The organism is Pengzhenrongella sicca (genome assembly GCF_017569225.1).
GTDB lineage: Bacteria > Actinomycetota > Actinomycetes > Actinomycetales > Cellulomonadaceae > Pengzhenrongella > Pengzhenrongella sicca.
The window spans coordinates 482,051-507,527 of record NZ_CP071868.1; the positions used below are offsets into that span (position 1 = coordinate 482,051).

Annotated in this window: 30 protein-coding genes; all 30 read left to right on the plus strand. The window is 72.6% G+C overall.

Annotated features, from left to right (window positions below):
- The first annotated feature begins 14 nt into the window (after nucleotides 1-14).
- The 30 genes from J4E96_RS02195 to csrA all read left to right on the plus strand — a co-directional run bounded on the left by J4E96_RS02195 (nucleotide 15) and on the right by csrA (nucleotide 25,387).
- Nucleotides 15-938, plus strand: coding sequence for a WxcM-like domain-containing protein (locus J4E96_RS02195; protein ID WP_227424171.1), 924 nt, complete (start codon nucleotides 15-17; stop codon nucleotides 936-938).
- Nucleotides 939-1,012: 74 nt separating this feature from the next.
- Nucleotides 1,013-1,267 carry an acyl carrier protein gene (locus J4E96_RS02200; protein ID WP_227424172.1) on the plus strand — a complete coding sequence of 85 codons (255 nt, stop codon included), beginning with the start codon at nucleotides 1,013-1,015 and terminating at the stop codon, nucleotides 1,265-1,267.
- Nucleotides 1,264-2,514, plus strand: coding sequence for an AMP-binding protein (locus J4E96_RS02205; protein ID WP_227424173.1), 1,251 nt, complete (start codon nucleotides 1,264-1,266; stop codon nucleotides 2,512-2,514). Before J4E96_RS02200 ends, J4E96_RS02205 begins: the two co-directional genes overlap by 4 nt.
- The gene (locus tag J4E96_RS02210; protein ID WP_227424174.1) at nucleotides 2,511-3,236 is read left to right on the plus strand and encodes an SDR family NAD(P)-dependent oxidoreductase; all 726 of its coding nucleotides are present in this window, start codon (nucleotides 2,511-2,513) and stop codon (nucleotides 3,234-3,236) included. The genes J4E96_RS02205 and J4E96_RS02210 overlap by 4 nt, the downstream gene beginning before the upstream one ends.
- Before the next feature lie 262 nt (nucleotides 3,237-3,498).
- Nucleotides 3,499-3,840, plus strand: a complete 342-nt coding sequence (gene flgB / locus J4E96_RS02215; RefSeq protein ID WP_227424175.1) for a flagellar basal body rod protein FlgB — start codon at nucleotides 3,499-3,501, stop codon at nucleotides 3,838-3,840.
- Nucleotides 3,840-4,235, plus strand: coding sequence for a flagellar basal body rod protein FlgC (locus J4E96_RS02220; RefSeq protein ID WP_227424176.1), 396 nt, complete (start codon nucleotides 3,840-3,842; stop codon nucleotides 4,233-4,235). Before flgB ends, J4E96_RS02220 begins: the two co-directional genes overlap by 1 nt.
- Complete coding sequence (fliE, locus tag J4E96_RS02225) at nucleotides 4,235-4,555, plus strand: flagellar hook-basal body complex protein FliE (protein WP_227424177.1); 321 nt, start codon at nucleotides 4,235-4,237, stop codon at nucleotides 4,553-4,555. The genes J4E96_RS02220 and fliE overlap by 1 nt, the downstream gene beginning before the upstream one ends.
- The gene (gene fliF, locus J4E96_RS02230; RefSeq protein WP_227424178.1) at nucleotides 4,555-6,135 is read left to right on the plus strand and encodes a flagellar basal-body MS-ring/collar protein FliF; all 1,581 of its coding nucleotides are present in this window, start codon (nucleotides 4,555-4,557) and stop codon (nucleotides 6,133-6,135) included. Before fliE ends, fliF begins: the two co-directional genes overlap by 1 nt.
- Complete coding sequence (fliG, locus tag J4E96_RS02235; protein ID WP_227424179.1) at nucleotides 6,132-7,178, plus strand: flagellar motor switch protein FliG; 1,047 nt, start codon at nucleotides 6,132-6,134, stop codon at nucleotides 7,176-7,178. Before fliF ends, fliG begins: the two co-directional genes overlap by 4 nt.
- Nucleotides 7,171-7,791: a FliH/SctL family protein gene (locus J4E96_RS02240; protein WP_227424180.1), complete on the plus strand. Its 621-nt coding sequence runs from the start codon at nucleotides 7,171-7,173 to the stop codon at nucleotides 7,789-7,791. The genes fliG and J4E96_RS02240 overlap by 8 nt, the downstream gene beginning before the upstream one ends.
- Entirely contained in the window at nucleotides 7,788-9,104 is a 1,317-nt protein-coding gene (locus J4E96_RS02245) for a FliI/YscN family ATPase (protein WP_227424181.1), read from the plus strand. Before J4E96_RS02240 ends, J4E96_RS02245 begins: the two co-directional genes overlap by 4 nt.
- Nucleotides 9,104-9,550: a flagellar FliJ family protein gene (locus J4E96_RS02250; RefSeq protein WP_227424182.1), complete on the plus strand. Its 447-nt coding sequence runs from the start codon at nucleotides 9,104-9,106 to the stop codon at nucleotides 9,548-9,550. The genes J4E96_RS02245 and J4E96_RS02250 overlap by 1 nt, the downstream gene beginning before the upstream one ends.
- A complete protein-coding gene (locus J4E96_RS02255; RefSeq protein WP_227424183.1) occupies nucleotides 9,547-10,227 on the plus strand; it encodes a C40 family peptidase in 681 nt (226 codons plus the stop codon). The genes J4E96_RS02250 and J4E96_RS02255 overlap by 4 nt, the downstream gene beginning before the upstream one ends.
- Nucleotides 10,224-11,975 (plus strand): flagellar hook-length control protein FliK, encoded by a 1,752-nt coding sequence (locus J4E96_RS02260; RefSeq protein WP_227424184.1) that lies wholly within the window; start codon nucleotides 10,224-10,226, stop codon nucleotides 11,973-11,975. Before J4E96_RS02255 ends, J4E96_RS02260 begins: the two co-directional genes overlap by 4 nt.
- 25 nt (nucleotides 11,976-12,000) lie before the next feature.
- Nucleotides 12,001-12,465 (plus strand): flagellar hook assembly protein FlgD, encoded by a 465-nt coding sequence (locus J4E96_RS02265; RefSeq protein WP_227424185.1) that lies wholly within the window; start codon nucleotides 12,001-12,003, stop codon nucleotides 12,463-12,465.
- 83 nt (nucleotides 12,466-12,548) lie between these two features.
- On the plus strand, nucleotides 12,549-13,727 hold the full coding sequence (locus tag J4E96_RS02270; RefSeq protein ID WP_227424186.1) for a flagellar hook protein FlgE: 1,179 nt from the start codon (nucleotides 12,549-12,551) through the stop codon (nucleotides 13,725-13,727).
- 202 nt (nucleotides 13,728-13,929) lie between these two features.
- On the plus strand, nucleotides 13,930-14,217 hold the full coding sequence (locus tag J4E96_RS02275; protein WP_319637724.1) for a flagellar FlbD family protein: 288 nt from the start codon (nucleotides 13,930-13,932) through the stop codon (nucleotides 14,215-14,217).
- Nucleotides 14,217-15,002 (plus strand): motility protein A, encoded by a 786-nt coding sequence (locus J4E96_RS02280; protein WP_227424188.1) that lies wholly within the window; start codon nucleotides 14,217-14,219, stop codon nucleotides 15,000-15,002. The genes J4E96_RS02275 and J4E96_RS02280 overlap by 1 nt, the downstream gene beginning before the upstream one ends.
- Nucleotides 14,999-15,898 carry an OmpA/MotB family protein gene (locus tag J4E96_RS02285; protein WP_227424189.1) on the plus strand — a complete coding sequence of 300 codons (900 nt, stop codon included), beginning with the start codon at nucleotides 14,999-15,001 and terminating at the stop codon, nucleotides 15,896-15,898. Before J4E96_RS02280 ends, J4E96_RS02285 begins: the two co-directional genes overlap by 4 nt.
- A 7-nt stretch (nucleotides 15,899-15,905) precedes the next feature.
- Nucleotides 15,906-16,427 carry a flagellar basal body-associated FliL family protein gene (locus tag J4E96_RS02290; RefSeq protein WP_227424190.1) on the plus strand — a complete coding sequence of 174 codons (522 nt, stop codon included), beginning with the start codon at nucleotides 15,906-15,908 and terminating at the stop codon, nucleotides 16,425-16,427.
- 80 nt (nucleotides 16,428-16,507) lie between these two features.
- The gene (locus J4E96_RS02295) at nucleotides 16,508-17,458 is read left to right on the plus strand and encodes a flagellar motor switch protein FliM (protein WP_227424191.1); all 951 of its coding nucleotides are present in this window, start codon (nucleotides 16,508-16,510) and stop codon (nucleotides 17,456-17,458) included.
- Complete coding sequence (gene fliN, locus J4E96_RS02300) at nucleotides 17,458-18,159, plus strand: flagellar motor switch protein FliN (protein WP_227424192.1); 702 nt, start codon at nucleotides 17,458-17,460, stop codon at nucleotides 18,157-18,159. Before J4E96_RS02295 ends, fliN begins: the two co-directional genes overlap by 1 nt.
- Nucleotides 18,159-18,746, plus strand: a complete 588-nt coding sequence (locus tag J4E96_RS02305; protein WP_227424193.1) for a FliO/MopB family protein — start codon at nucleotides 18,159-18,161, stop codon at nucleotides 18,744-18,746. Before fliN ends, J4E96_RS02305 begins: the two co-directional genes overlap by 1 nt.
- On the plus strand, nucleotides 18,743-19,618 hold the full coding sequence (fliP, locus tag J4E96_RS02310; RefSeq protein ID WP_406620237.1) for a flagellar type III secretion system pore protein FliP: 876 nt from the start codon (nucleotides 18,743-18,745) through the stop codon (nucleotides 19,616-19,618). Before J4E96_RS02305 ends, fliP begins: the two co-directional genes overlap by 4 nt.
- A gap of 1 nt (nucleotide 19,619) precedes the next feature.
- Nucleotides 19,620-19,895 (plus strand): flagellar biosynthesis protein FliQ, encoded by a 276-nt coding sequence (fliQ, locus tag J4E96_RS02315; protein WP_227424194.1) that lies wholly within the window; start codon nucleotides 19,620-19,622, stop codon nucleotides 19,893-19,895.
- A gap of 2 nt (nucleotides 19,896-19,897) precedes the next feature.
- Entirely contained in the window at nucleotides 19,898-20,659 is a 762-nt protein-coding gene (locus J4E96_RS02320) for a flagellar biosynthetic protein FliR (RefSeq protein WP_227424195.1), read from the plus strand.
- A complete protein-coding gene (locus J4E96_RS02325; RefSeq protein WP_227424196.1) occupies nucleotides 20,656-21,780 on the plus strand; it encodes an EscU/YscU/HrcU family type III secretion system export apparatus switch protein in 1,125 nt (374 codons plus the stop codon). Before J4E96_RS02320 ends, J4E96_RS02325 begins: the two co-directional genes overlap by 4 nt.
- On the plus strand, nucleotides 21,777-23,843 hold the full coding sequence (locus tag J4E96_RS02330; RefSeq protein ID WP_227424197.1) for a flagellar biosynthesis protein FlhA: 2,067 nt from the start codon (nucleotides 21,777-21,779) through the stop codon (nucleotides 23,841-23,843). The genes J4E96_RS02325 and J4E96_RS02330 overlap by 4 nt, the downstream gene beginning before the upstream one ends.
- Complete coding sequence (locus J4E96_RS02335; protein ID WP_227424198.1) at nucleotides 23,821-25,086, plus strand: hypothetical protein; 1,266 nt, start codon at nucleotides 23,821-23,823, stop codon at nucleotides 25,084-25,086. Before J4E96_RS02330 ends, J4E96_RS02335 begins: the two co-directional genes overlap by 23 nt.
- Nucleotides 25,087-25,147: 61 nt before the next feature.
- Nucleotides 25,148-25,387 (plus strand): carbon storage regulator CsrA, encoded by a 240-nt coding sequence (gene csrA / locus J4E96_RS02340; protein WP_227424199.1) that lies wholly within the window; start codon nucleotides 25,148-25,150, stop codon nucleotides 25,385-25,387.
- The last annotated feature ends 90 nt before the right edge of the window (nucleotides 25,388-25,477 follow it).

Consider the following 25,477-nt stretch of genomic DNA (forward strand, 5'->3'; position numbering starts at 1 on the left):
CGAAAGGACGTCCCGTGACCTCCCTGGTCCACCCCCAAGCCCTCTGCGAGTCCGAGAACGTAGGAAGTGCGACGACGGTTCGGGCGTTCACCCACATCCACGCTGGTGCGGTGCTCGGCGCCGGCTGCGACGTCGGCGAGCACGTCCTGATCGAGGACGACGTCGTGGTCGGCGATCGCGTCACGATCATGGCGGGAGTGCAGTTGTGGGACGGGGTCCGTCTCGGGGACGACGTGTTCGTCGGTCCCAACGTGACGTTCACCAACGCACCGATGCCGCGCGACCCGACCGGCCCGCCAACGCCCGTGCGCACCGTCGTCGCGCCCGGGGCATCCCTGGGAGCGGGCGCCGTGCTGCTGCCGGGCGTGCGGGTGGGTCGCAATGCCATGGTGGGCGCGGGCGCCGTCGTGACTCGCAACGTCCCCGCCAACGCCGTGGTGGTGGGAAACCCGGCGAGGATCCATGGCTATGTCAACGACTCGGTCCCGACCGTCACCGAGTCGTCGCCGGTCCTGTTCGAAGAGCTCGTCGGCGGGGCGAAGCTCATCCCGGTGCGGATGGCCAGCGACCTGCGAGGCTCGCTCTCTGCCGTCGAGCTCCGGTCCGATCTTCCGTTCCCCCCTGCGCGATTCTTCGCGGTCTTCGGGGTTCCGTCGAAGGACGTGCGGGGGGAGCACGCGCATCGTCGGTGCGCGCAGGTGCTGATCTGCTTGCGCGGCTCGGTCACCTGCATCGTCGATGATGGCACGCATCGCAATCAGCTGACGCTCTCGAGCCCCGATCGCGGATTGTTCATGCCACCGATGCTGTGGGGCACGCAGTACAACTATTCTACGGACACGGTACTTGCCGTATTCGCCTCCCACGCGTATGACGGCGCCGATTACATTCGAGACTATGATCAATTCTTGAACGAGCTCGCCGATACCGACAGCTAGCCCGGCTCGATGATACGATAATCACCTCAGCGTTATAAGTAGTCACGCCATCTGGCGCTCTGGAAGGAATGCTCATGGTCTCGTGTCGGGAGACGATAAAGCGGTTAATTGTCGAGCAGCTCGAGGAAGACGGCCAAGCGATACCGGACCTTTCCGACGCCGTGATGATCGTCGATTCTGGACTCGATAGCCTCGGGTTTGCGGTCCTCGTGACCCAACTCGAGGACCAGTTGGGGTACGACCCCTTTACGCTGACGCCCGACGCGGTGTATCCGAAGACCCTGGGTGAGTTCATCTCGTTCTACGAGCGGTTTGAGCAATCGCGATGACTGGTTCGCGGCAGGTCTCGTCGCTCGATCAGCCACTGGTGCACGACCGGTTCAGGACCTGGACCCGGGCCGCGCTCGCGGCAGACCCGCTCGGCGCCCGGACCAAGGTGGCGCTCGGGAGCAAGGTCGCGGTCCAGACCGACTCCGCGGCAGTCGTCATCGCGGCAGTCCTCGCGCTGGACGGCTGGGCGGGCGCAGTCCATCTGCTGCCGCCAGGGCTGCGCACCGAGCTCCCACCGGAGGTCGTCCGGCTCGACCTGGAGCTGTCCGACCGTCCCGCTGGAGCCGTGGTCGGCTTGCCCGGGAGCCGAGTCGAGACCCGGTGGGTGCTCTACACCTCCGGAACGACCGGGCTGCCTACCTCGGTCGAGCACTCGTTGGCCTCGCTGACGCGGACGGTACGGAGCACCGAGAGAACCCGCTCGATGGTGTGGGGGCTGCTCTACAACCCGACCCGCATGGCGGGACTGCAGGTGCTGCTGCAGGTGCTCTCCTCGGGCGCGCTGCTCGTCGCTCCCGATCCGGCCGCGCGACTCTCCGCGAAGGTGGCGTGGATGCGGGATCGCTCGGTCACGGCGCTCTCGGCGACCCCGACGCTCTGGCGCCAGATGTTGCAGTCGGGCGCGACCCACGGATGGGCGCTGACCCAGCTCACGCTTGGCGGCGAGATCGCAGACCAGAAGGTGCTCGACGCACTGGCGGCCGAGTTCCCGGGCGCACGCGTCACACACGTCTTCGCGTCGACGGAGACCGGCGCCGCCTTCGGCGTTCGGGACGGCCTCGCGGGCTTTCCCGCGTCGTACCTGGAGGTTGCACCCGGCGGCATTCGCCTACGAATCGTCGAGGGGATTCTGCAGGTTCACAGCCCCGCCGCGAGCGTCGCCGGTCCGGATGGCTTCGCCTCGACGGGAGACGTGGTCGAGGTCAGCGGCGACCGCGTGCTCTTCCGTGGGCGCAGCTCGGGCATCGTGAACGTCGGCGGGTCGAAGGTCTGGCCAGAAGACGTCGAGCGCCTCCTCCGCACCCACCCGCACGTGCTCGACGCCGTGGTGAGCGCGCGGGTGAACGCGTTCACGGGGTCGATCCTGGTCGCCACGATCGTGCCCGGTCCGGGCGCTCCGGGCGATCTCGCGAAGACGATCCGGGCGTGGGTCAAGACCCGTGCGCCGGGCCACCACGTGCCGGCGATCGTCACAGCTGTGCCGGCGCTCGCCGTGTCGAGCGCTGGAAAGGCGGAGCGGCGATGACCGACCCAGACCTGGTGGTGATCACCGGGACCAGTTCAGGACTCGGCCGCGCGATGACGATAGGGCTGGCACAGGCGGGCTATCGCGTCGTCGGCATCTCCCGTCGGGACGTGTCCGCCGCAAGCCTTGCGCTCGAGCCGGGCCAGTACACGCACATCTGCTTCGACCTTGCGGACGTCGGCGGCATCCCGGAACTGGCCGCAGGTCTCGTCGCGGCGAACGGCGCGCCGTACGCGCTCGTGAACAACGCGGCGCTCGGTTCGGACGGGATCCTCCCGACGATGCACAACAGCGAGATCGAGCGCCTGATTCAGGTCAACATCACTGCGCCAATCGTGTTGACCAAGTACCTGTCGCGGCCCATGCTCGTGGCCAGGCGGGGTCGCGTGGTGAACGTCTCCTCCATCGTTGCGCGTACGGGGTACCGCGGGTTAAGCGTCTACGCCGCATCGAAGGCCGCAATGGAGGGCTTTACGAGATCTCTCGCGCGCGAGCTCGGCCCCCGCAACGTCACGGTCAACTGCATCGCGCCGGGCTTCACCGAGACCGAGATGACGTCCTCGCTCGGAGCGGTCAATCTCGAGCGAATCAAGAAGCGGTCGGCGCTTGGCCGCTTTCCCACGCCGGCGGAGGTCGCCGGTGGCGTGGAGTATCTGCTGAGCAGCGCTGGCGGCGCCGTCACCGGCACCACGATCACGATCGATGCGGGCAACACCGCCTGAGGGGTCCGGCCCGTCCTTACCTCAGCGAAGGGGGCCGCAGTGACGTGCATCTCGTTCGGGTGACGCCGCAGGCCCTCAAATCGCACGCAGGGTGACATACGCCCGCCCCGGCACTGCGCAGACGGGTTGCCGTAAAAGTCCACCTCGCGAACCCCTCACCGGCCCTCGCCTCCCGCCGATGAGCAGGCCGAGCACGGATAGCTCACCCAGTAGGCCACGGATCGGCCACATCGCCAGACTCCCACCTGAGGTGGTTGTTTCAGTGTTCGATTCCGTCTCGTTCGACGCGGTCAGCAGCGCGCTCGACGGCCTCGCTCTGCGCCAGCGGGTCATCGCCAACAACGTCGCGAACATCAACACCCCGAACTTCCTCGCCGGCCGCGTGGAGTTCGAGGACGCGCTCGCCGCGGCGGTCTCCGACGGCACCGGCGCGGTCGTCGCGACCCAGGACGAGTCGCTCGAGCCGACCAACACCAACGGCAACAACGTCAACCTCGACTCGGAGACGTTGCAGAACGTCGACACCAACCTCCGCTACCAGCTCGCGACGCAGGCGGTCGACCAGGAGTTCTCCCTGATGCGCATCGCCCTCGGGAACAGCTGATGACGATCTTCGGCGCGATCGGCATCGCGAGCACGGGCCTGACCGTCCACCAGAAGTGGCTGGACGCGGTCGCGGACAACCTCGCCAACATGGACAACGCCACGAGCACGTCCGAGGACGCGTTCCAGGCGAAGTACGTCGTCGCGCAGGCCAACGCGAGCGGCGAGGGCGTCAGCGCCGTCGGCGTCGAGCTCGGCAGCGCGCAGGGCCGAGTCGTCTACGAGCCCGACAACCCGCTCGCGGACGCCGACGGGAACGTGCGCTACCCGGACGTCGACCAGGCGGACCAGATGACCCAGCTGATCATGGCCCAGCGCGGCTACCAGGCGAGCGCCGCCGTGGTGGACCGCGCCAAGGCGACCTACGAGGCAGCTCTACAGATTGGACGGAACTGATGTCTATCGCCGCGATCGGCGCCGTCTCCGGCCTTGCGACCGCCGTCACGGGCGTCCAGGGCACCGGCTACGCCACCGCCGCGACCCCGACCGAGGCGGGCGCGGGCTTCGGCTCCGTCCTGACCTCGTCGTTGGAGTCGCTGCAGGGCCTGCAGACCACGTCGAGCGACCTGGCCGTCAAGGCCGTGACCGGTGACCTCGACGACGTGCACGACTACACGATCGCGGCGTCCGAGGCCAAGACCGCGCTCCAGCTCACCGCCGCGGTGCGCAACAAGGCCATCGAGGCGTTCACCGAGATCATGAGGATGCAGGCCTGATGCCCGCCCAGCTCACGTCCCTTTTCGGCCGGCTCAAGGCCGCCATCGCGCACTTCACGATCGCCCAGCGCACCATCGTCATCATCGGGGTCGCCGCTGTGGTGCTCGGCGCCGTCGCGCTGTCCAGCTACCTGGCGAAGCCGCAGATGAGCCCGCTGTTCGCGGACCTGTCGGCGGCCGACGCGAGCGCGATCGTCGACCAGCTCAACGCCGACGGGGTCGCGTACGAGCTGACCGACGGCGGCAACACGATCCTTGTCCCGAACGACCAGATCTACGCCGAGCGGCTCAAGGTCGCCGCGGCCGGGCTGCCCGCCTCGACGGACGGCGCCGGGTACTCGCTGCTCGACGACATGGGCATGACGGCGTCGGAGTTCCAGCAGACGACGACGTACCGGCGCGCGATGGAGGGCGAGCTCGCCCGGACCATCGGCGCGATGACCGGCGTGAAGGCGGCCAGCGTCAAGCTGGCGATGCCCGAGGAGACCGTGTTCGTCGCCGACACCGTCGCGCCGACGGCGTCGGTCTTCGTCGAGACCTCCCGCGGCGTCTCGCTCGACGCCGAGCAGGTCCAGGCGATCGTGCACCTCGTCTCCGCCGGGGTGACCGGCATGACCCCCACGGACGTCTCGGTGGTCGACTCCGAGGGCCGCGTGCTCTCGGCCGTCGGCGGCTCGCCGGCCGGCGGACTCGCCGACCAGCAGACCGCCACCTACGACGCGCGCGTCGCGGCCTCGGTCCAGGCGATGCTCGACCGCGTCGTCGGCGTCGGCAAGGCCGTCGTCACGGTCAACGCCGAGCTGAACCTCGACAACTCCGACGTCACGAGCGAGACCTTCAGCGCCGCCGAAGGCGTCCCGGCACTGTCGTCGGCCACCACGACCGAGACCTACACGGGAACGGGTTCCGGCGCCGCGACCGGAGTCCTCGGCCCGAACAACATCGCCGTGCCGTCGGGCACCGAGGACGCGGGCTCGTACACCAAGGGCAGCGAGAACCTGAACCCGGCCGTCAACAAGGTCACCGAGACCACCACGACGACGCCGGGCAGCGTCCGCCGCCAGTCCGTGTCCGTCGTGGTCGACCAGCAGGCTGGCGCGGCGCTCAACATGACCGACATCACCACCATGGTCACCGCGGCCGCGGGCATCGACGCGACCCGCGGCGACACCGTCTCGGTGTCCCGGATGGCGTTCGACACCACCTCCGCCGCGGCCGCCCAGGAGGCCCTCGCCGCGGACGCGACCGACGCGAAGGCCGCCGCGCAGGCGTCCCTGATCCGCGAGGGTGCCATCGCCGCCGGGGTCCTGCTGCTGCTCGCGATCATGTTCATCGCCGCCAAGCGCAAGTCCCGCAAGGACCGCCGCGAGGCGCTCGACCTCGGCGAGCTGCAGCTGGTCAACGAGACCCCGCTGCTGCCGTTCGGCGGCCTCGAGGCCCTCGGGCTGCCGGCCGCGCCCGTGCCCGAGGTCGACGAGGGCGCGATCAAGCGCGCGGAGATCTCGGAGCTCGCGGAGGCGCAGCCGGCCGAGGTCGCCGAGCTGCTGCGCGGCTGGCTCGTGGGCGGGGCGGCCCGATGACGGTCGCGACGGTCGCGCCGGCATCCATGGCCGCCGCGCTGGCTTCCCTCAATGGCACGCAGAAGGCCGCGATCGTGCTCATGCAGCTCGGCCGCGAACGCGCCGCGCGCGTGATGGCGAAGCTCGAGGAGTCGGAGATCGACGAGATCACGGCCGAGATCGTCCGGCTCGAGAGCCTCGACCCGCGTCTCGCCCAGGGGGTCATGGAGGAGTTTCACGCCGTCTCGATCGTCGGGCCGACGCTCGTCGCGCGCGGCGGGCTCGGGTACGCCCAGCAGCTGCTCGAGTCCTCGCTCGGCGTGGAGCGCGCGAAGCTCGTCATGGACCGGCTGACCGTGACGATGGCCGGGCAGCCGTTCGAGTTCTTGCAGAACGCCGACGCCCGCCAGGTCCTCTCCCTGCTCAGCGGCGAGCACCCCCAGACCGTCGCGCTCGTGCTCGCGCACCTGCGCCCCGAGCACGCGTCTGCGATCCTCGCCGGCCTGCCCGGCGACACGCAGGGCGAGGTCGCCCACCGGATCGCACTGATGGAGCGCGCCGCCCCCGACGTCGTCGCGGTCGTCGCCGAGAACCTGCAGCGCAAGGCCTCCTCGGTCCTGACCACCCAGGAGACCTCCGCCGTCGGCGGCGTCCAGCCGCTCGTCGAGATCATCAACCGCGCCGACCCGGGCACCGAGAAGCTCATCCTCGAGGGGCTCGAGGCCCGCGACAAGGACCTCGCCGAGGAGGTTCGCAGCCGCATGTTCGTCTTCACCGACGTCGTGCTGCTGGAGGACCGTGCCGTGCAGCTCGTGCTGCGCACCGTCGAGGGTGGCTCGCTCGCGGTCGCGCTCAAGGGCACGTCGCCCGAGGTCAAGGACAAGATCCTCACCAACCTGTCCGAGCGGGCCCGCGAGAACATCCTCGAGGAGATCGAGCTGCTCGGCCCGACCCGCATGTCGGCCGTGGAGGAGGCCCGCGCGACGATCGTGCAGGGCATCCGCCACCTCGAGGAGACCGGCCAGATCGTGATCCGCCGCGATGGCGAGGACGAGTATGTCTGAGGCCGCGACCCGCTTCCGCCCCGCCCCGGTCGGCGGCGTGCTCGACGCCGACGCCGACCACGGCTCCGAGCAGGCGCGCGCCGCCGGCTGGGCCGCGGGCTGGGCGGCCGGTTCGCGCGCGGCGGCGGTCGCCGCGTCGACCCAGCGGCAGGCGCTCGACGACGCGGAGCGCACGGCCGAGCGCGGGCGGGCCGCTGCGCTCGAGGCGGCGCTCGACGTGCTGCGCCGGGCGGCGGACGCCGTCTCCGCCCGCACCGTCCCCCTGCTCGACTCGGCGCTCGCCCAGCTCGACGACGGCGCCGTCGAGCTCGCCCGCGCCGTGCTCGGCCGCGAGCTCTCGGCCGCCGACGACGGCGCTCGGGCCGCGCTCGCGCGTGCGCTCAGCGCTCCGGTCGAGGTCGGCGTCCACACCGTCCGTCTGCACCCGGCGGACCTGGCAGTGCTCGAGGCCGCCGGCGCCCTCGCCGGGCTGCCGCTGGGAGTGGCGCTCGTCGCCGACGCCACGCTAGCCCCGGGCGACGCCGTGAGCGTCTTCGCCGACGGCTTCCTCGACGCCCGCATCGCGACGGCGCTCGACCGGGCCAGGCTCGCGCTCGCGGAGGGGCCACGATGACCGCGACCGCGACCCGCTGGGACCGTGCGCTCGCCGCGGCCCGGCCCGAGCGGGTCGGGACGGTCCGCGCCGTCGTCGGCCTGTCGATCGAGGTTGCCGGCCTGGACTGCGCGGTCGGTGGGCTCGTCGAGATCGGGGAGCAGCCGGACACCGTCCTTGCCGAGGTCGTCGCGACGACGCGCGACGTCGTGCGCTGCATGCCGCTGTCCGCCGTGCACGGGCTGCGCGCCGGCACGCCCGTCCGCAGCCTCGGCCGGCCGATGACCGCCCCCGTGGGCCGCGGCCTTCTCGGCCGCATCCTCGACGGCCTCGGCCGCCCGATCGACGGCCGGGGGCCGCTGCGGTCCACCGCCCAGGTGCCGGTCGACGCCGCGGCGCCGGGTGCGCTCACCCGCGCCCGGATCACCGCGCCCCTGAGTCTCGGCGTCAAGGTCATGGACACCCTGACCACCGTCGGCCGCGGCCAGCGGCTCGGGCTGTTCGCCGGGTCCGGCGTCGGCAAGTCGAGCCTGCTGTCGATGATCGCGCGCGGCACCGACGCCGAGCTGACCGTCATCTCGCTCGTCGGCGAGCGCGGGCGAGAGGTCCGCGAGTTCATCGAGGACGACCTCGGCCCCGAGGGGCTGGCCCGCTCCGTCGTCGTCGTCGCGACCTCCGACGAGCCGGCGCTCGTCCGGCTGCGCTCGGCGTTCCTGGCGACGCGCATCGCGGAGTCCTACCGCGACGAGGGCGCCGACGTCGTGCTGATGATGGACTCGCTGACCCGCGTCGCCATGGCGCAGCGCGAGATCGGCCTCTCCGTCGGGGAGCCGCCCGCGACCCGCGGGTACCCGCCGTCCACCTTCGCGCTGCTGGCGCGCCTGCTCGAGCGCGCGGGCACGGGGCCGACCGGTTCGGTCACCGGCCTGTACACGGTGCTCGTCGACGGCGACGACCACAACGAGCCGATCGCCGACGCCGCCCGCTCCATCCTCGACGGGCACATCGTGCTCGACCGCAAGCTCGCCGTGGCCGGCCACTTCCCGAGCGTCGACGCGCTCGCGTCGATCTCCCGCGTCGCGTCGCGCGTCACGACCGACGAGCAGCGCCGCCTCGCGACGGTCCTGCGCCGCGTCATGGCCGCGCGCCGGCAGGCCCAGGACCTCCTCGACGTCGGCGCGTACGCGGCCGGCACCAACCCCCTCGTGGACGCCGCCGTCGCGCACGCCGACGCGATCGACCACTTCCTGCGCCAGCGCATGGACGAGCAGGTGCCGGCGCCCGACTCCTGGCAGCAGCTCGCCGCGCTCGTCACCCGGCTCGGGGTGGCCTGATGGAGCGCGCGTTCCGCCTCGCCGGCCTGCTGCGCCTGCGCAAGCTGCAGGAGGACCAGGCCGCCGCGCGGCTCGCCGCCGCCAACGCCGCGCTCCGCCGCACGCAGGTCCGCCGCGACGGCACGTACGCGAGCCTCGCCCGCCATGCCCTGCCCGACGGCGACCACCGCGCGTGGGGTGTCGCCGTCGCCGGCCGCGCCGCGCTGGGCGGCCTGCTCGGGGAGGCGACGACGGCGGTCGTCGGCGCCCATGAGCGCGTCACCCTCGACACCAGCGCCTGGTCGGCGACCCGGTCGCGGTCGGTCGGGCTCGAGAAGCTCGAGGACAAGCACCGGGTGATCGTGCAGCACGAGGACGACCGGCTCGAGCAGATCGTGCTCGACGAGATCGCGTCCCGGGGTCCGCGCGGCATCCAGGTACCGAGCACGACGGGGGAGCAGCGATGACGGCCATCACCGAGATCCAGGGCCGCATCGGCGAGATCCAGGCCGCGATGCAGACCCTACGGACTGGGGCGACGCAGACGTCGGCCACGACCTCGGCGTCGGCCGCGGCGGCGCTGGCCGCCGCGACGACCGAGTCGTCGACGTCGTTCGCGGACGCCCTGGCCGCCCTGACGGGCACCGGCGCGACCGCTACCGCGACGACCGGGGACACCACGGCGGGCTCGACGACGGCGACCGGCGCGTCGCTCGTCGCCGCCGCCGGGAAGTACGTCGGGGTCCCGTACGTGTGGGGCGGCGAGGACCCGGCGACCGGGCTCGACTGCTCGGGGCTCGTGCAGCGCGCGATGGCCGACCTCGGCATCGACGTCCCTCGGGTGGCCAAGGACCAGGCGAAGCTCGGCACCGCCGTCGCGTCGCTCGACGAGGCGAAGGCGGGCGACCTGCTGGTCTTCGACGGCGGCTCGCACATCGGCATCTACGTGGGGGATGGCAGGATGATCGACGCACCGAAGCCCGGCAAGTCCGTCGCGGTGCGCGACGTGTTCGAGACGCCCACGGCCATCCGCCGGGTGCTCCCCGAGGCGAGCGCCCCGACCGCGGACACGTCCACCGTGACGACGACCGCGGACCTCCAGCGGTACGCGCTGACGATGATGAGCCAGCGGGTGGCCGCATGAGCATGCAGGCGGTGGCGGCGCCCGCCCGCGCCGAGCAGGGCGGCGCGCCGACGGGGCGCGGTCGCCGCGACGGGGCGGCGTCCTCGACCGCGTTCGCGGCCGTGCTCGGCTCTGAGCTCGCCCAGCCGGAGTCCGCCCAGCCCGAGCCTGCCCAACCCGAGAGCGGCCAGCCGGAGCTTGCCCCGCCCGAGTTCGCCCAACCCGACGCCCAGCCCGAGGCCGACGTCGTGGCCGTGCCGGTCGACGTGCGTCCGGTACCGGCGGCAGTGCTCGCAGCGGTGCTCGCCAGCCCGCCCGCCGATGCGGCGGACGTGCGCGCTGCGGCCGCCGACGCGAGTCCGCGCGACCACGCCGTGGTCGACGACGCGGTGGTCGACGACGCGGTGGTCGACGCTGTCACGGACCCGACCATCGGGCCGAATGCCGTCGAGCAGGGTCTCCCCGGTGCGAATCTCGGCTCGCTCACGGTCACCGCGGTGCCGGCCGCCGGCGCGCCGGTGGCCGCTCCCGTCGTGCCGACGAGCGCGCAGGCCGTCACTGCCCCGGCACCCACCGCCTCGGGTCCGGCCGCTCCGACACCGACCGCGCTGGCCACGACCGCGCCTGCGACGACGTCGCTCGCCGCGACCGCGCCGGCCGCCGCCTCGCTGCCGGGCCCGAGCGCCGGGCCCGCCCTCGGCGGCGCCGCGCGTCCGCTCGCGGCCGTCGCACCGGCTCCCCTCGTTCCGGCCGCCGTCGCGCCGGTCGCGGCCCCCGCGATCGACGGCGCCGCGCCTGCCCAGGGAGAGACCGCCCGTTCTGTCGCGGTGGGTGGCCCCGGCGTGACCTTCGGGGCGTATCTCGCCGCGAGCGCCGCGGCGCCCGTGGGTCGGACGCCGGCGTCGGCCTTGACCGCTTCGACCGGGTCGACGGCCGTGACCGCCGCGGCCGAGTCGACCGCCTCGCCCACCGCGACGGCGGCCGTCGCGCCGACCGGCGCCCCCGCGACGCTCGCTGCGGCGCTCGTCGCCGGGCTCGTGCCGGCCGCCGGGCCCGCGCTGCGCGCGGGCGCGACGAGCACCGACGAGGCCGCGATCCGCGGTGCCGGCCCGGTGCTGGCCGCCGCGCCGGCTGCCGCCGAGCCCTCCTCGGTCGCCGCCGCGACCGGGAGCCCCACGTCGACGGTTGCCCCTGCGGCGCCCGGCGATCCCGCCGCGGCACTCGCGGGCGCGCCGTCGCTCGTGCCCGCGACGCCCGCCGCGCCCGTCGCGACCGCCACGCCCGCCGCGCCGCTGCCGAGCGTCGCGCCCGAGCGCGCGGTCGCCACGCAGCTGGCGGGCCCGATCGCCGAGCTTCGCTCGGCGGGGCCGGGGGAGCACGTGCTTGTGGTCCGCGTCTCGCCCGAGAGCATCGGCCCGGTGCGCGTCCTCGCGCACCTCGGTGCCGACGGCGTGCGGATCGAGCTGCTCGGCGGCTCCGACCAGGCCAAGGAGGCGCTGCGCGCGGCGCTGCCGGACCTGCGCCGCGAGCTCGCCGCCGTCGGCCTCAACGCCGCCCTGTCGCTCGGCTCGGACGGTCGCCAGCCGGGGCCTGCCGGTGGCGGCTTCGGGCACACCGGGTCGGAGGGCTCCAGGGCCCGCGGCGAGCCGCACGCCGCAGGCAGCGGCCAGCAGGGTCGCGCCGGCTCGGGAGCCGACGGCTCCGCCGCCGACCTGCCCCCCGTTCGCACGGGCGCCGCCGGCGCCCGCCGCCTGGACATCACGATCTGATGCGTTACGACGAGGAGACCCGCCCATGACTGTCGAATCCATCGCCGCGGCGAGCGCCGGGACGAGCCTGACGAGCGACGTCGTCGGTGGCGGGATGTACACCGGCACCGCCGCCGCGAAAGACACCGCCTCCAACACGCTGGACAAGCAGGCCTTCCTCGAGCTGCTCGTCACGCAGCTGCGCAACCAGGACCCGAGCTCGCCCATGGACTCGAACACCCTGATGGCCCAGACGACCCAGATGGCCTCGATGGAGTCGCTCACGGAGATCTCGACGACCTCGCGCGAGGCGTTCGCGCTCCAGATGCGCGCCTCCGCCGCGGCCCTCGTCGGGCAGAGCGTCAGCTACTCCAACGGGACCGAAACCATCACGGGCATCGCGACCTCGGTCTCGTACGCGGCCTCGGTGCCGACCGTCACGGTCGGCGGCAAGGCGGTCCCGCTCGACTCCATCTCGACCGTCTCGACCACGGCCACGACTACTCCCTGACGAGCTCGCCCCGCCCAGCTCGCGCTCGACCCGCTCGCCCCGAACGTCCTCTCGACTGCACCGCCCCACCGAAGGGAAACACCATGCTTCGCTCGCTCTTCTCCGGCATCAGCGGCCTCAAGGCCCACCAGACGATGCTCGACGTGTCTGGCAACAACATCGCCAACGTCAACACGACCGGGTACAAGTCCTCGCAGACCCAGTTCCAGGACACGCTGTCGCAGGTCATCAGCACGGCAACGGCCGGCACCAACGCCGCGGGCGGGACGAACCCGGCCCAGGTCGGCCTCGGGGTCCGGGTCGCGGGCATCACCACGAACTTCACGCAGGGCGCCGCCCAGCTCACCAACGTGAGCACCGACATGATGATCAGCGGCGACGGCTTCTTCACCGTCCGCAGCGGCGCGCAGACGCTGTTCACCCGCGCCGGCGGCTTCAGCTTCGACTCGACCGGTCACCTCGTGACGGCGAGCGGGGCGTTCGTCCAGGGCTGGGCCGCGACCGACGGGGCGATCAACACGAACGGCGGGCTCAGCGACCTCCAGCTGCCGACCGAGGCGATGGGCGCGAAGGCGTCCACCGCGGCGTCGTTCACGGGGAACGTGCCCACCGACGCCGACGGGACCGCGGCGGACATCGTCCGCACGATCGACGTGTTCGACAACCTCGGCCAGTCCCGGACGGTCACCCTGACGTTCTCGAACACGGCCGCCGGCGCCTGGAGCGTCGCCGCCTCCGACGGCAGCGCCGCGGTCGCCGCGACGCCCCTCGCCTTCGACGCCGCGGGCAAGCTGACCTCGCCGACCTCGCTCGCGCTCGGCGCCGTGGCCGTCGACATCGGGGCCATCACTGGCTTCGCGAGCCTGAGCACCCTCGCCGCCGGCACCCAGGACGGCCAGGAGGCCGGCACGCTGCAGTCCTTCGCGCTGAGCTCGGACGGCACGCTCATGGGCTCCTACAGCAACGGGCTCACGCAGGCCATCGGCCAGCTCGCGCTCGCCACCTTCAACAACCCGGCGGGGCTCGAGAAGACCGGCGACTCGATGTACACGACGAGCGTCAACTCCGGCGCGGCGGAGATCGGCACGGCCGGCACCGGCGGCCGCGGCTCGCTCGCCAACGGCGCGCTCGAGATGTCGAACGTGGACCTCTCGTCCGAGTTCACCAACCTGATCATCGCCCAGCGCGGGTTCCAGGCGAACGCGCGCGTCATCACGACGTCCGACTCGCTGCTCGAGGAGCTCGTCAACCTCAAGCGCTGAGGTCGCCTGGCCTGACCTGCGCAGCGTCCGCATCCCGGGGTGCCCGAGGCCCCCCGGGCGCGGACGCTGCGCGGTCAGCAGACGAGAGCGGTTCGCGGCCCCGGAAGGCTCATGCCGACGCCGGACGGGCCGATGAGGTGGGTACAGGGCTCATGGATGGGCCCGATGGATCTAACCAAGGACGGGGAATGCTGTGATTATCGTGACGCGCCTGAATGGCCCCCAGTTCGCGATCAATCCCGATCTGCTCCAGCGCATCGACAGCACCCCGGACACGATCCTCACGCTCGTCGACGGCACCAAGTACATCGTGCAGGAGTCCATGCACGACGTCATCGAGCTCATCACCGAGTACCGCGCGGCCCTCGTGGCGCGCGCGCAGGATGTTCAGCAGAGCCTCGGCCTGCGGGCCGCTCCTGACCCGGCCGACGAGGCGCAGGCCGAGTCCGCGCTCGCGCCGCCCGTCCAGCTGCACCCGCGGAGGCTCTGATGGATCCGGCTGCGATCCTCGGGGTCGTCATCGCCTTCGGCGCCGTCCTCGCCTCGATTATCTTCGAGGGCTCCAGCCCGATGTCGGTGCTGCTGCCCGCGCCCATGCTGCTCGTGATCGGCGGAACCCTCGGTGCCGGCCTGACGGGCAGCACACTGAGGGACGCCAAGCGCGCGTTCGCCTCGCTGCCAGCGGTGTTCACCGCGAAGCTGCCCGAGCCCGAGGTCACGGTCGCCACCTTGGTCAGCCTCGCCGACCGGGCCCGGCGCGAGGGCCTGCTCGCGCTCGAGGACGCCGCCAAGGAGATCGACGACGCGTTCCTCAAGGCCGGCCTGCAGGCCGCCATCGACGGGACCGACCCCGAGGATCTGCGGATGATCCTCGACGACAAGATCCAGACCAAACGCGCCCAGGACCGATCGGTCGGCAAGTACTTCGCCGACATGGGCGGCTACGCCCCGACCATCGGGATCATCGGCACCGTCGTCTCCCTCGTCCACGTGCTCGAGAACCTGTCCTCCCCGGACGTGCTCGGCCCGCTGATCGCGGCGGCCTTCGTCGCGACGCTGTGGGGCCTGCTGACCGCGAACCTGCTCTGGCTCCCGCTCGCCTCGCGCATCAAGCGTCTCTCGGACCTCGAGTGCACCCAGATGGAGGTCGCCGTCGAGGGGCTGCTCGCGGTCCAGGCCGGTGCGAACCCGCGCCTGGTCGGCGAACGCCTGCGCAGCCTGCTGCCCGCCTCGGACGCCAAGGCCGACAAGCCCGCGAAGAAGGCCGCGGCGTGAGCGCGCAGAAGGGCCGCAAGCCCCGCGTCCACGAGGAGGAGCACGAGAACCACGAGCGGTGGGCGGTCAGCTACGCCGACATGATGACCGTGCTCGTCGGGCTCTTCATCGTGCTCTACGCGATGAGCCAGGTCGACCAGACGAAGTTCGAGGCGCTGCGCGGGTCGCTCGCGGCGGGCTTCGGCAACGCGTCGCCCACGGTGCTCACGGGTGCGGCGGGCCTCATGGACAGCGCCGGGACGGTCCCCGACACCGGCCTCCCGTCGGGGCCGGAGACGAACCAGATCGCCCCCGCCGCCGCCGTCGACCCCGCCGTCGACCCCGCGGACGTCCCCGCGACTGACGCCGGCGCGGACGGCGAGGTGCAGGCGGTCGCCCAGGCGCGCGACGAGCTGACGCGGCTGCTCGCGATGCAGGCCCAGATCGAAGCCAACCTCGCGGCGGTCGGCATGGCCGGGCAGGTGCGCTACGTCATCGACGCCCGCGGCCTGGTGATCGGGCTGGTCGCGAACGACTTCTACTTTGACGAGGGCAGCGCGGCGCTCAAGCCGGCCGCCACGACCGTCATCGACGCCGCCGGGCCCGTGCTCGCGGCGATCACCGACCAGATCTCGATCGAGGGCCACACGAACGCCACCCCGATCTCGGGCCGGTACGCGACCAACTGGGAGCTGTCCTCCGACCGCGCGACGCAGGTGCTGCGCCGGCTGGTCGAGAACAACGCTGTGCCCGGCGACCGCATCGCGGCCGTCGGCTACGGCTCGAGCCGGCCCCTCGTCGACAGCGGCGCGGACGCGCTGACGGCCAACCGCCGCGTCGACCTCGTCATCCACAGCCCGCTGCCCGAGCCGGTCCGCGAGTTGCTGCCCTCCATGGTCACCGGAACAGGAAAGTGAGTACGCGATGAGCATCGAGCAGAGGGTGGTCTCCAGTGCGGGGCGGTCCGTCGGCGGGATCCGGGCGGGGCGCGGCAAGCCAGAGCCCGAGCCCGTGGCGGAGGCCCCGAAGAAGCGGTTCGGCAAGCCCAGCAAGAAGGTGCTGATCATCGCGGTCGCGGTTCTCCTCGTCGTCGCGGGCGCCGTCTACTTCTTCCTCCTCAAGCCCGGCGGCTCCGACACCCCCGCCGCCGAGCCCGCGCCGGTCGCGGGCGAGGTGCTCACGGTCGACGCCGTGAGCGTCAACCTCGTCGACGGCCACTACCTGCGCCTAGGCCTCGGCCTGCAGCTGACCGAGGGGGAGCACGAGGGCGTGGACCCGGCCAAGGCCCTCGACCTCGCGATCGCCCTCTTCTCCGGGCACACCGTCGCCGAGGTCACCGATCCCGCCACGCGTGAGGCCCTCAAGGCCGAGCTCGTCGCCGAGCTGTCCGAGGCATACGAGGGAGAGGTGATGGATGTCTACCTGACCGACTTCGTCACGCAGTAGGCGCGCAGTAGGCGCGCGAGAGGCGCCCGGGGCCGCCCCGGTCGCGCCGCGTGCGGCGAGTTCCTCACAACCTTCGCGAGGTGGCCGATCAGAGGACCGTGACCGACCAGGAGACCAAGCAGGCACGTGTGCGTCGCGGCAAGCCTGGGGCTCCGGAGGTGTACGACTTTCGCCGGCCGATGACCCTGGTGCGCGACCACGCGCGCGTGCTCGAGGTCGCCTTCGAGACGTTCTCCCGGCAGTGGGGGAACCAGCTCACGGCGCGCCTGCGCGCGCTGGCCACCGTCTCGATCGACTCGGTCACGATGCGCTCGTACGACGAGTACGTCCGCTCGATCCCGCAGCAGACCGTGATGATCATGTGCACGGTCGAGCCGAGCCGAGCCGCGGCCGTGGTCCAGATCTCGTCGACGATGACGATGGGCTGGGTCGACTACCTGCTCGGCGGGCCCGGGATGGTGATCGGCGACGCCGAGCGCGAGCTCACGGAGATCGAGTTCCAGCTTGTCCGGGACCTGCTGCAGCACTCGCTCAACGACCTCACCTACGCGTTCGCCGCGATCGCGCCGATCACGGTCGGCGCCAAGACCGTGCAGTACAACCCGCAGTTCGTCCAGGCCGTCGCGGCGTCCGCGCCGGTGATCATCGCGAGCTTCACCGTGCGCGTGGGCGACCTCGAAGACACCGCGACGGTGATGCTGCCCGCCGACGTGCTGCTCGCCGGGCTCCGGGACCGCGAGAGCACCGACAGCCGCACGGCCGCCGAGCTCGCCGCGCACGCGGACGCCCTGGCGCGCCTGGCCGCCGGGATCGAGCACGCGCCGGTGCCCGTGGCCGTCCGGTTCGGCCCCATCACCGTGCGCCCCAGCGACGTCGTCGGCCTCGCCGTGGGTGACGTCCTGCACCTGAACCATCCGACCACCCGCCCGCTCGACGTCGTGGTCGACGGCGTCGTTCTCGCCCGGGCTGCGGCCGGGACCCAGGGCACGCGCCTCGCGTGCCTCGTCGTGACCTCCGAGGAGACCTCCTGATGTTTGCCCCCACCGCCCCGGCCCCGCAGGCCCGCGCCGCCGCCGACCTGCTCGTCGGGCTGCTGCCGTCGACCGTCCCGCTCGCGGTCGCGCCAATGGACCCCGCCCGCGGCCCCGCCGCCGGCGCGTCGGCCGTGGTCGCGACGTTCGTGGGCGCGACCAGCGTCGAGCTCATCCTCGTCGCCGAGCAGGCCGTCGCCGACGCGCTCGCCGACAGCGGCGCGACCCCGATCTCGCTCGCGGACGCGCTGCGCCCCGCGCTCGAGGCCGCCGCGAGCGCCTTCGGGCCCGGCGTGCTCGACGTCGCGGAGATCCGCCCCGTGGGCGCCGACCTGACCGGCGAGGGCCTCGCGGCCTTCGGGCTCGTGGCCGACGGCGTCCCGCAGGCCTGGTTCGGGGTCCGCAACCGCAGCCGCGCCGACGTCCCCCAGCAGCGCGACCCGCGCCAGCGCGCCGACCTGCGCCTCCTGTACGACGTCGAGATGACGCTCACGGCGGAGATCGGCCGCACCCGCCTGCCCGTGCGACAGGTCCTCGAGCTCGTTCCTGGCTCGGTGCTGGAGCTCGATCGGGCCGCCGGTGCGCCCGCCGACCTCATGGTCAACGGGCGGCTCATCGCCCGCGGCGAGGTCGTCGTCGTCGACGAGGACTACGGGATCCGGATCACGGAGATCGTGTCGGTCGAGCAGGCGGCCCAGTAGTGGACTCCCTCGTGCTCGGCCTGCGCGTCGCGCTCTCGCTCGCGGCGGTGCTCGGCCTCATCTGGTACCTCGGCCGCCGGGTTGCGGGCACCTCGGGTGCCCGCAAGCAGCGGTCGATGCCGCTGACCGTGATCGGGCGCCAGTCGCTCGGCAAGGGCGCGAGCGTCGCGCTCGTCGAGGTGGCCGGGCGGGTGCTGCTGCTCGGCGTGGGCGACCAGGGCGTGCGCGTGCTCACCGAGATCGAGCCCGCGGCCGACGGCGCGGGCCGGGTCGTCCCCGGCGCCCTCGCCGGGCCGGACCCGGACGCGCTCGGAGTCGAACTCCGCCGGGAGCTCGACCTCGCCGAGCTGCAGCTGCTCGCGGTCGACCGGGCCGCGGTACATCCGGCGGACGCTGACGCGCTGCGGGCCGTCGACGCCGCCGGCGCCGAGCGGCTGGCTGGACTGGCCGGACTGGCCGGGCGGGCCGCGACGGCGAGCGCGCGCGAGGCCGGCTCGCCGCGTGGCGCCCTGCACGGCTCGATCCTGTCCCCGACCACCTGGCGGAGGGCGGTTGACGTCGTCCAGCAGCGGACCGTGCGCCGGTGACGAGCTGCCAGGCCTCGCGGCGCGCGTCGCGCGTCGCGCTCCTCGTCTTGGCGCTGACGGCCCTCCTGGCGCTCGTCGGCGCGACGTCCGCCAGCGCGGAGAGCGCGGCGGAGCTGCGGTCCGCGAGCGTCGTCCTCGTGGCCGGCGCCCCCACCGTGGTGCCAACCCCCCCGACGGACCCGAGCGCCCCGACGGGCCCCGACCCGTCGGTCACGGTCGACCTCAACGGCGTCAACGGCACGCCGAGCAGCTCGATCACGGTCCTGCTCGCGCTGACCGTGCTCTCGGTCGCGCCGGCGCTGCTGCTGATGATGACCAGCTTCACCAAGGTCTTCGTCGTGCTCGCGCTCACCCGCAACGCCCTCGGCACGCAGTCCGTGCCGCCCAACCAGGTGATCGCCGGCCTCGCGCTGTTCCTCAGCCTGTTCATCATGGCGCCCGTGCTCACCGAGGTGAACGACGTCGGCCTCCAGCCGTACCTGAACGGCAGCCAGACGTTCACGCAGGCGGTCGAGGTCGGTCAGGTCCCGCTGCGTGACTTCATGCTTGCGCAGACCCGCGAGGAGGACCTCGCGCTCATGACCCGGGCCGCCGATCTGCCCAACCCTGAGAACCCCGAGTCGGTCTCGACGCTGACGCTCATCCCGGCCTTCATGCTCTCCGAGCTCAGGTCGGCGTTCATCATCGGGTTCGTCGTTTTCGTGCCGTTCCTCGTGATCGACCTCGTGGTGTCCTCGTCGCTGATGGCGATGGGCATGATGATGCTGCCCCCGACCATGATCGCGCTGCCGTTCAAGCTGCTGCTCTTCGTGCTGGTCGACGGCTGGGGCCTGATCGTCACGGCCCTGGTCGGCAGCTACGGGAGCGGCTGACATGGACACCAACGCCGTCCTGGACATCGGCCTCGACGCGCTCCTGCTCGCCGCCAAGCTGTGCGCGCCCGTCCTGATCACGGCCCTCGCGGTCGGGCTGGCCATCTCCCTGCTGCAGTCGATCACGCAGGTGCAGGAGGTCACGCTGAGCTTCGTGCCGAAGGCGATCGCGGTCGGTTTCGTCCTGCTCGTCACCGGGCACTGGATGATCGCCGAGACCGTCAGCTTCACCCAGGAGCTGTTCACCCGCATCCCCGCCCTGCTCAGCGGGGGCTGACCGTGACCCTGACGCTGCCCTGGGCCGGGCTCGAGGCCACGCTGCTCGCCGGCGTGCGGATCGCCGCCTTCCTCGTCATCGCGCCGCCGTTCTCGCACCGGGGCATCCCCGGGACGGTCAAGGCCCTGCTCGCGCTGGCGATCGGCCTCATCGTCGCGCCGCGAGCGAGCGCGAGCTCCGACCCCACCGACGTCGCGGGCTTCGCTGGCCAGCTGCTGCTGCAGGTGCTCATCGGCGCGGCGCTCGGCTTCCTGGTCGCGATGGCGCTGTCGGTCGTGCAGGCCGCCGGGGGGCTCATCGACATGTTCGGCGGGTTCCAGATGAACGCGGCCTACGACCCGATGATGCTGACGAACAGCGCGACCTTCGCGCGCCTGTACCAGTTCACCGCGCTCGTGCTGCTGTTCGCCTCGGACGGGTACCAGGTGGTGCTCATCGGGATCGTCCGCACGTTCGACGTGCTGCCGCTCGGCATGCCGCTCGACCTCGCGGCGATGGCCGCCACGAGCGCCGCAGGCCTGACCGAGATGTTCCTCGCCGCGCTGCAGGTCGCCGGGCCGCTCGTCGTCGTGCTGTTCCTCGCCGACGTCGGCCTCGGGCTCCTCACGCGCGTCGCCCCCGCGCTCAACGCCTTCGCGCTCGGCTTCCCGCTGAAGATCCTGATGACGCTGCTGCTCGCGGGGACCGCGTTCCTTGCGCTGCCCCAGCTGGTCTCCACGCTGGTCGACGGCGCGATGACGTCAGTCCTCGAGGTGGCCCGATGAGCGGCGGCGACTCGGGCAGCAAGTCCCACAAGGCGACCCCGAAGCGCATGAAGCAGCTGCGCCACGACGGGTCGCTGCAGAAGTCGCAGGACCTGTCGGCGTGGCTCGGCATGGGCGCCGCGGCGCTCACGTTGCCCGGGCTGATCACCGCGGGGACGGCCGCGGCGGTCGAGCAGCTCCAGGTCGTCCGCACGGTCATCGCGACCCCGGACCCGGCGCTCGCGGTGCAGGCGCTGTTCGACGCCTCGTGGACGATCCTGCCGACGCTCGGGGCGCTCCTGGCCGTGGTCGTGGTCACCGCGATCGTGGCGACGGCGGCGCAGGGCGGCATCTTCTTTTCCACCAAGAAGCTCAAGCCGACCTTCAAGCAGTTCAACCCGGTCGCGGGGCTCAAGCGCATCCTCGGCATGCAGGCGTGGTGGCAGGGCCTCAAGGCGCTGCTCAAGACGATCGTCGTCGGCTGGGTGCTGTACGTGACCGTCGTGAAGATCACGCCGATGCTGCTCTCGTCCGGCGGGCTCCCGCTGACGGCCGTGCTCGTCCTCGCGACCGACGGCGTGTCCGGTCTGATGCGGTCGGCCGTCGCGGCCGGCCTCGTGCTCGCGGTCTTCGACATCCTCGTGATCCGGAAGACGAACCGGAAGCAGACGATGATGAGCACGGAGGAGATCAAGCAGGAGCACAAGTCCTCCGAGGGCGACCCGCTGCTCAAGGGCGCGATCCGGTCCAAGCAGATGGCGATGAGCCGGAACCGGATGATGGCCGGCATCGCGACCGCCGACGTCGTTCTCGTCAACCCGACGCACGTCGCGGTCGCGCTGAAGTACGAGCCCGGCAAGGGCGCCCCGCGCGTCATCGCGAAGGGCTCGGGGCACGTCGCCGCCCGCATCCGCGCCGAGGCCACCAAGCAGCGCGTGCCGATGATCGCTGACGTCGCCCTGGCGCGGGCGCTCAACGCCACGTGCAAGCTCGGCGAGGAGGTCCCCGCCGACCTGTTCGTCCAGGTCGCCAAGATCCTCGCGTTCGTGATGTCCCTGCGCCGGCGGGGTTCGGCCCAGGGCATCCACACCGTTCCGACGCAACCCGTCAGACCCGCGCACCCGACCAGGACGAGCCGATGAACCCGAAGCCAGGCAAGAACAAGAACATCGCGGCGCTCGCGGTGCCGGCCGGCGTCGTCGGCATCGTGCTGCTGCTCGTCGTGCCGATCCCGGCGACGCTGCTGGACCTGCTGATCATCGTCAACATCGTCGGGTCGCTCGTGATCCTGCTGACGAGCATGTACGTCAAGCGCCCGCTCGACTTCTCGATCTTCCCGTCGCTCCTGCTGGTCGCGACCCTGTTCCGGCTCGGGCTCAACGTCGCCTCGACGCGCCTCGTGCTGCGCGACGGCTACGCAGGGGAGGTCATCGACGCGTTCGGGCACTTCGTCGTCGGCGGGTCGCTCGTGATCGGCCTCGTCATCTTCATGATCCTCGTGGTCATCCAGTTCGTCGTGATCACCAACGGCGCGGGCCGGGTGGCCGAGGTCGGCGCCCGGTTCACCCTGGACGCGATGCCCGGCAAGCAGATGGCGATCGACGCCGACCTCAACTCGGGGCTCATCGACGAGAACACCGCGCGCCAGCGCCGCGCCGACGTCGGCGCCGAGGCGGACTTCTACGGTGCCATGGACGGTGGCTCGAAGTTCGTCAAGGGCGACGCGATCGCCGGCATCATCATCACGCTGATCAACCTCATCGGTGGCTTCGTGATCGGCATGCTGCAGATGGGCATGTCCGCCGGCGACTCGCTCAACCACTTCAGCCTGCTGACCATCGGCGACGGCCTCGTCACGCAGATCCCCGCGCTCCTGCTCTCGGTCTCGAGCGGCATCATCGTCACCCGGTCCACGGCCGACGGCGACCTCGGCTCGGCCGCGGCCCGTCAGCTCACGCAGTCGAGCCAGGCGCTGCAGATCGCTGGCGTGGCCGCGCTCGGGCTCGCCCTCATCCCCGGCCTGCCCAAGCTCTCGTTCGTCGCCATCGGCGGGCTCCTGATCTTCGCGGGTCAGCGCGTCAAGGCCCGCGACGCCGTCGAGGCCGAGGCGGCGCTCGTCGCGCCGGCCGCCGTCGCGGCGCAGTCGCCCGACAGCCCCGAGTCGCTGATCGAGCAGATGCGCGTGCACGCGCTCGAGATCCTGCTCGCGCCCGATCTCGTGGACCTCGTGGGCGGCGGCGACGGCGACCTGCTCTCGCGCGTGCGTGGCCTGCGCCGCAAGGTCGCCCTCGACCTCGGTGTGGTGGTCCCGCCGGTGCGCACCCGGGACAGCGTCGACCTGCCGCGCTCGACGTACGCGGTCCGGATCTCCGGCGTCGAGGTCGGCCGGGGCGAGCTGCCGGTCGGGCGCATGCTCGCGCTCGGCGACGCGCTCGATGCGCTGCCCGGGACGTCGGTCAACGAGCCGGTGTTCGGCCTCGCGGGCAAGTGGATCCCGGCCGAGCTACGGCACGCCGCCGAGATGAGCGGGGCGACGGTGATCGACCGGGTGTCGGTGCTGATCACGCACCTCGGCTCGATCATCGACCAGAACGCGTCCCGGCTGCTCACCCGCGAGGACGTCCGGGTGCTGACCGACGGGGTCAAGCTCGTCAACCCCTCGGTCGTGGACGAGCTCATCCCCGGCCTGCTCAGCCTCGGCGAGGTCCAGCGCGTGCTGCACGGGCTCCTCGACGAGCGGGTGCCGGTCCGCGACCTCGGCCGGATCTACGAGGCCCTCACTCTGCGCGCCAAGGTGAGCACCGACGTCGTCGGCCTGGTGAACGCGGCCCGCACGGCGCTTGGGCCCGCGCTCGCGGCGCCGTACGGGCACGGCGGCGTGCTGCGCGTCGTCGTGGTCGACCCGACGCTCGAGCAACAGCTCGTCGAGTCCCTGCGGCCCGCCGAAGGCGGGATGCAGATCATGCTCGACCCGACCCGGGTGGACAACGTGCTTCGATCGGTGAAGTCGTGCGTCGCCGCGGGGGAGGCTGCGGGCTTCCCGATCGTGCTCACGTGCGCGCCGGCGCTGCGGACCGCGCTGCGCCAGCTCGTGGTGCTCGCAACCACCGACCTGCCCGTGCTCTCCTACTCCGAGGTCACCGGCTCGGGCCTGCGCATCGAGACCGTCGGGACGGTGCGCGATGCCAACGCGATTGCTGCTTGACGGTGCGGACCTGGCGGGCCTCCTGCACCGGGTGCGGACCGAGATGGGTCCCGGGGCGGTCGTGGTCAAGGCCGAGCGCGTGCGCACCGGCGGCGTCGCCGGGTTCTTCGCGAAGGAGCACTTCGAGCTGACGGTCGAGGTGCCCGACCGGCGCCCGCGCATCCCGCGGCGCTCGCCCCTGCCGGCGCCGGTGGCGGGCGGGCCGGTCGGGATCTCCGCGCTGCTCGCGGCCGCGGACGCGGCCGAGGCGCGCGACGCAGGCGGTCCGCCCGCCCCGACGGCCCCCGCCGGGCCGCCCCCCGGCGGGGCCCCGACCGAGCTGGGCTGGATCGCGGCGACCCCGGTCGAGCCGGCCGCGGACCCCGATGCGGTGCCGCGCCTGTCGACCGACGCGCAGACGTTCGCCTCCGTGCTCGCGTCGATCGACGACATGGCGGCGGCTCCCGCGCTCGCGCCGGCGGCCTCGGGAGCCGCGCCCGCCGCCCCCGCGTCGCGGCCGCTTCCGGCGGCCCGGTTCGCCCCCCGCGGCGCCGTCGTCACCCCGGTCCGGCTCGAGCCGATCCACCAGGCGGCCGGCCGCAATGGCGGCGGGGACCGCCGGGGACTGCTCGCCCTCGGCGTGCCCGCCCACCTGCTCGGCCCCGGCTCGATGGACGAGACCCTGCCCCTGTCTGACCTGCTCGCGCGCCTGGACCGGCCGCCGGGCCTGCTGCGCACGCCGGGCGCGGTCGTCGCCGTCGTCGGCGACCGCGCCCAGGTGCTCGCCGTGGCCGGCCAGCTCGCCGAGCGCGCCCGCCAGGACCCGCACGACGTCGTGCTCGCGGGCGACATGCAGGGCGTGGCCGGCTACCGACGGCGCCTGCTCAGCCCGGCCGCCGCCTCGCGGCACCGCGCACGCGTCGCCGACGGCGACCAGGTGAGCATCGTCGCGATCGGGGTGGGCGGGCCGAGCGAGGACTGGCCGGCCGCCGCGGCGCTGCTCGCGGAGCTCGGACCGGACCAGGCCTGGGCCGTCGTGGACGCGCGCCGCAAACCCGCCGACCTGCGCGCGTGGCTGGCGGCCGTCGGCGGGACCCGCGCGTTCGACGTCATCGCCGCCGCGGCGGTGCACGAGACGCGGGAGCCCGGGACGGTGCTCGACCTGGGCGCCCCCGTCGGCTGGATCGACGGCCTGCCCGCCACCGCCGTGGTCTGGGCGGCGGTCCTGAGCGAGCGCCTCGACGTGGGCGCCCGCTGGGACTGATCGGACGCCGTCGACGTGCGGCGCTAGGGGTCACCGCTCGCGACCGGATACGCTCGCCCCCATGCTGGTGCTGAGCCGTCGCGTGGGCGAGCGACTGATGATCGGTGACGACATCGTCGTCACCATCCTTGAGGTGCGCAGCGACGGGGTCCGGCTGGGCATCGATGCCCCGCGGTCGATCGCGGTGAACCGCGCCGAGGTGCTCGAGGCCGTCACGGAGGCGAACGTCGCCGCGACCGCCGCGACTGACGCGGCCGTCGACGCCCTCCGTCGCCTGCTCCCCCCGCCCCGCACCCCGTAGCCCCCGCTCGCCCCTTCCGCTCTGCGTTCTGCGTACCTTCGTCCGTTCCGCCGCCCAGCGCGCTGCGCTCGATGGTTGAACGTGCGCAGA

Bases quoted from the DNA above. Each gene is read 5' to 3' on its own strand.
- J4E96_RS02330 (WP_227424197.1), top strand. From the start codon at position 21,777: ATGAACCCGAAGCCAGGCAAGAACAAGAACATCGCGGCGCTCGCGGTG.
- J4E96_RS02245 (WP_227424181.1), top strand. From the start codon at position 7,788: ATGACCGCGACCGCGACCCGCTGGGACCGTGCGCTCGCCGCGGCCCGG.
- fliQ (WP_227424194.1), top strand. From the start codon at position 19,620: ATGGACACCAACGCCGTCCTGGACATCGGCCTCGACGCGCTCCTGCTC.
- J4E96_RS02205 (WP_227424173.1), top strand. From the start codon at position 1,264: ATGACTGGTTCGCGGCAGGTCTCGTCGCTCGATCAGCCACTGGTGCAC.
- fliE (WP_227424177.1), top strand. From the start codon at position 4,235: ATGTCTATCGCCGCGATCGGCGCCGTCTCCGGCCTTGCGACCGCCGTC.
- fliN (WP_227424192.1), top strand. From the start codon at position 17,458: ATGTTTGCCCCCACCGCCCCGGCCCCGCAGGCCCGCGCCGCCGCCGAC.
- J4E96_RS02265 (WP_227424185.1), top strand. From the start codon at position 12,001: ATGACTGTCGAATCCATCGCCGCGGCGAGCGCCGGGACGAGCCTGACG.
- J4E96_RS02270 (WP_227424186.1), top strand. From the start codon at position 12,549: ATGCTTCGCTCGCTCTTCTCCGGCATCAGCGGCCTCAAGGCCCACCAG.
- fliF (WP_227424178.1), top strand. From the start codon at position 4,555: ATGCCCGCCCAGCTCACGTCCCTTTTCGGCCGGCTCAAGGCCGCCATC.
- fliG (WP_227424179.1), top strand. From the start codon at position 6,132: ATGACGGTCGCGACGGTCGCGCCGGCATCCATGGCCGCCGCGCTGGCT.
- J4E96_RS02325 (WP_227424196.1), top strand. From the start codon at position 20,656: ATGAGCGGCGGCGACTCGGGCAGCAAGTCCCACAAGGCGACCCCGAAG.
- J4E96_RS02255 (WP_227424183.1), top strand. From the start codon at position 9,547: ATGACGGCCATCACCGAGATCCAGGGCCGCATCGGCGAGATCCAGGCC.
- J4E96_RS02290 (WP_227424190.1), top strand. From the start codon at position 15,906: ATGAGCATCGAGCAGAGGGTGGTCTCCAGTGCGGGGCGGTCCGTCGGC.
- J4E96_RS02260 (WP_227424184.1), top strand. From the start codon at position 10,224: ATGAGCATGCAGGCGGTGGCGGCGCCCGCCCGCGCCGAGCAGGGCGGC.
- J4E96_RS02280 (WP_227424188.1), top strand. From the start codon at position 14,217: ATGGATCCGGCTGCGATCCTCGGGGTCGTCATCGCCTTCGGCGCCGTC.
- J4E96_RS02240 (WP_227424180.1), top strand. From the start codon at position 7,171: ATGTCTGAGGCCGCGACCCGCTTCCGCCCCGCCCCGGTCGGCGGCGTG.
- J4E96_RS02200 (WP_227424172.1), top strand. From the start codon at position 1,013: ATGGTCTCGTGTCGGGAGACGATAAAGCGGTTAATTGTCGAGCAGCTC.
- csrA (WP_227424199.1), top strand. From the start codon at position 25,148: ATGCTGGTGCTGAGCCGTCGCGTGGGCGAGCGACTGATGATCGGTGAC.
- J4E96_RS02335 (WP_227424198.1), top strand. From the start codon at position 23,821: ATGCCAACGCGATTGCTGCTTGACGGTGCGGACCTGGCGGGCCTCCTG.
- J4E96_RS02210 (WP_227424174.1), top strand. From the start codon at position 2,511: ATGACCGACCCAGACCTGGTGGTGATCACCGGGACCAGTTCAGGACTC.
- J4E96_RS02250 (WP_227424182.1), top strand. From the start codon at position 9,104: ATGGAGCGCGCGTTCCGCCTCGCCGGCCTGCTGCGCCTGCGCAAGCTG.
- J4E96_RS02220 (WP_227424176.1), top strand. From the start codon at position 3,840: ATGACGATCTTCGGCGCGATCGGCATCGCGAGCACGGGCCTGACCGTC.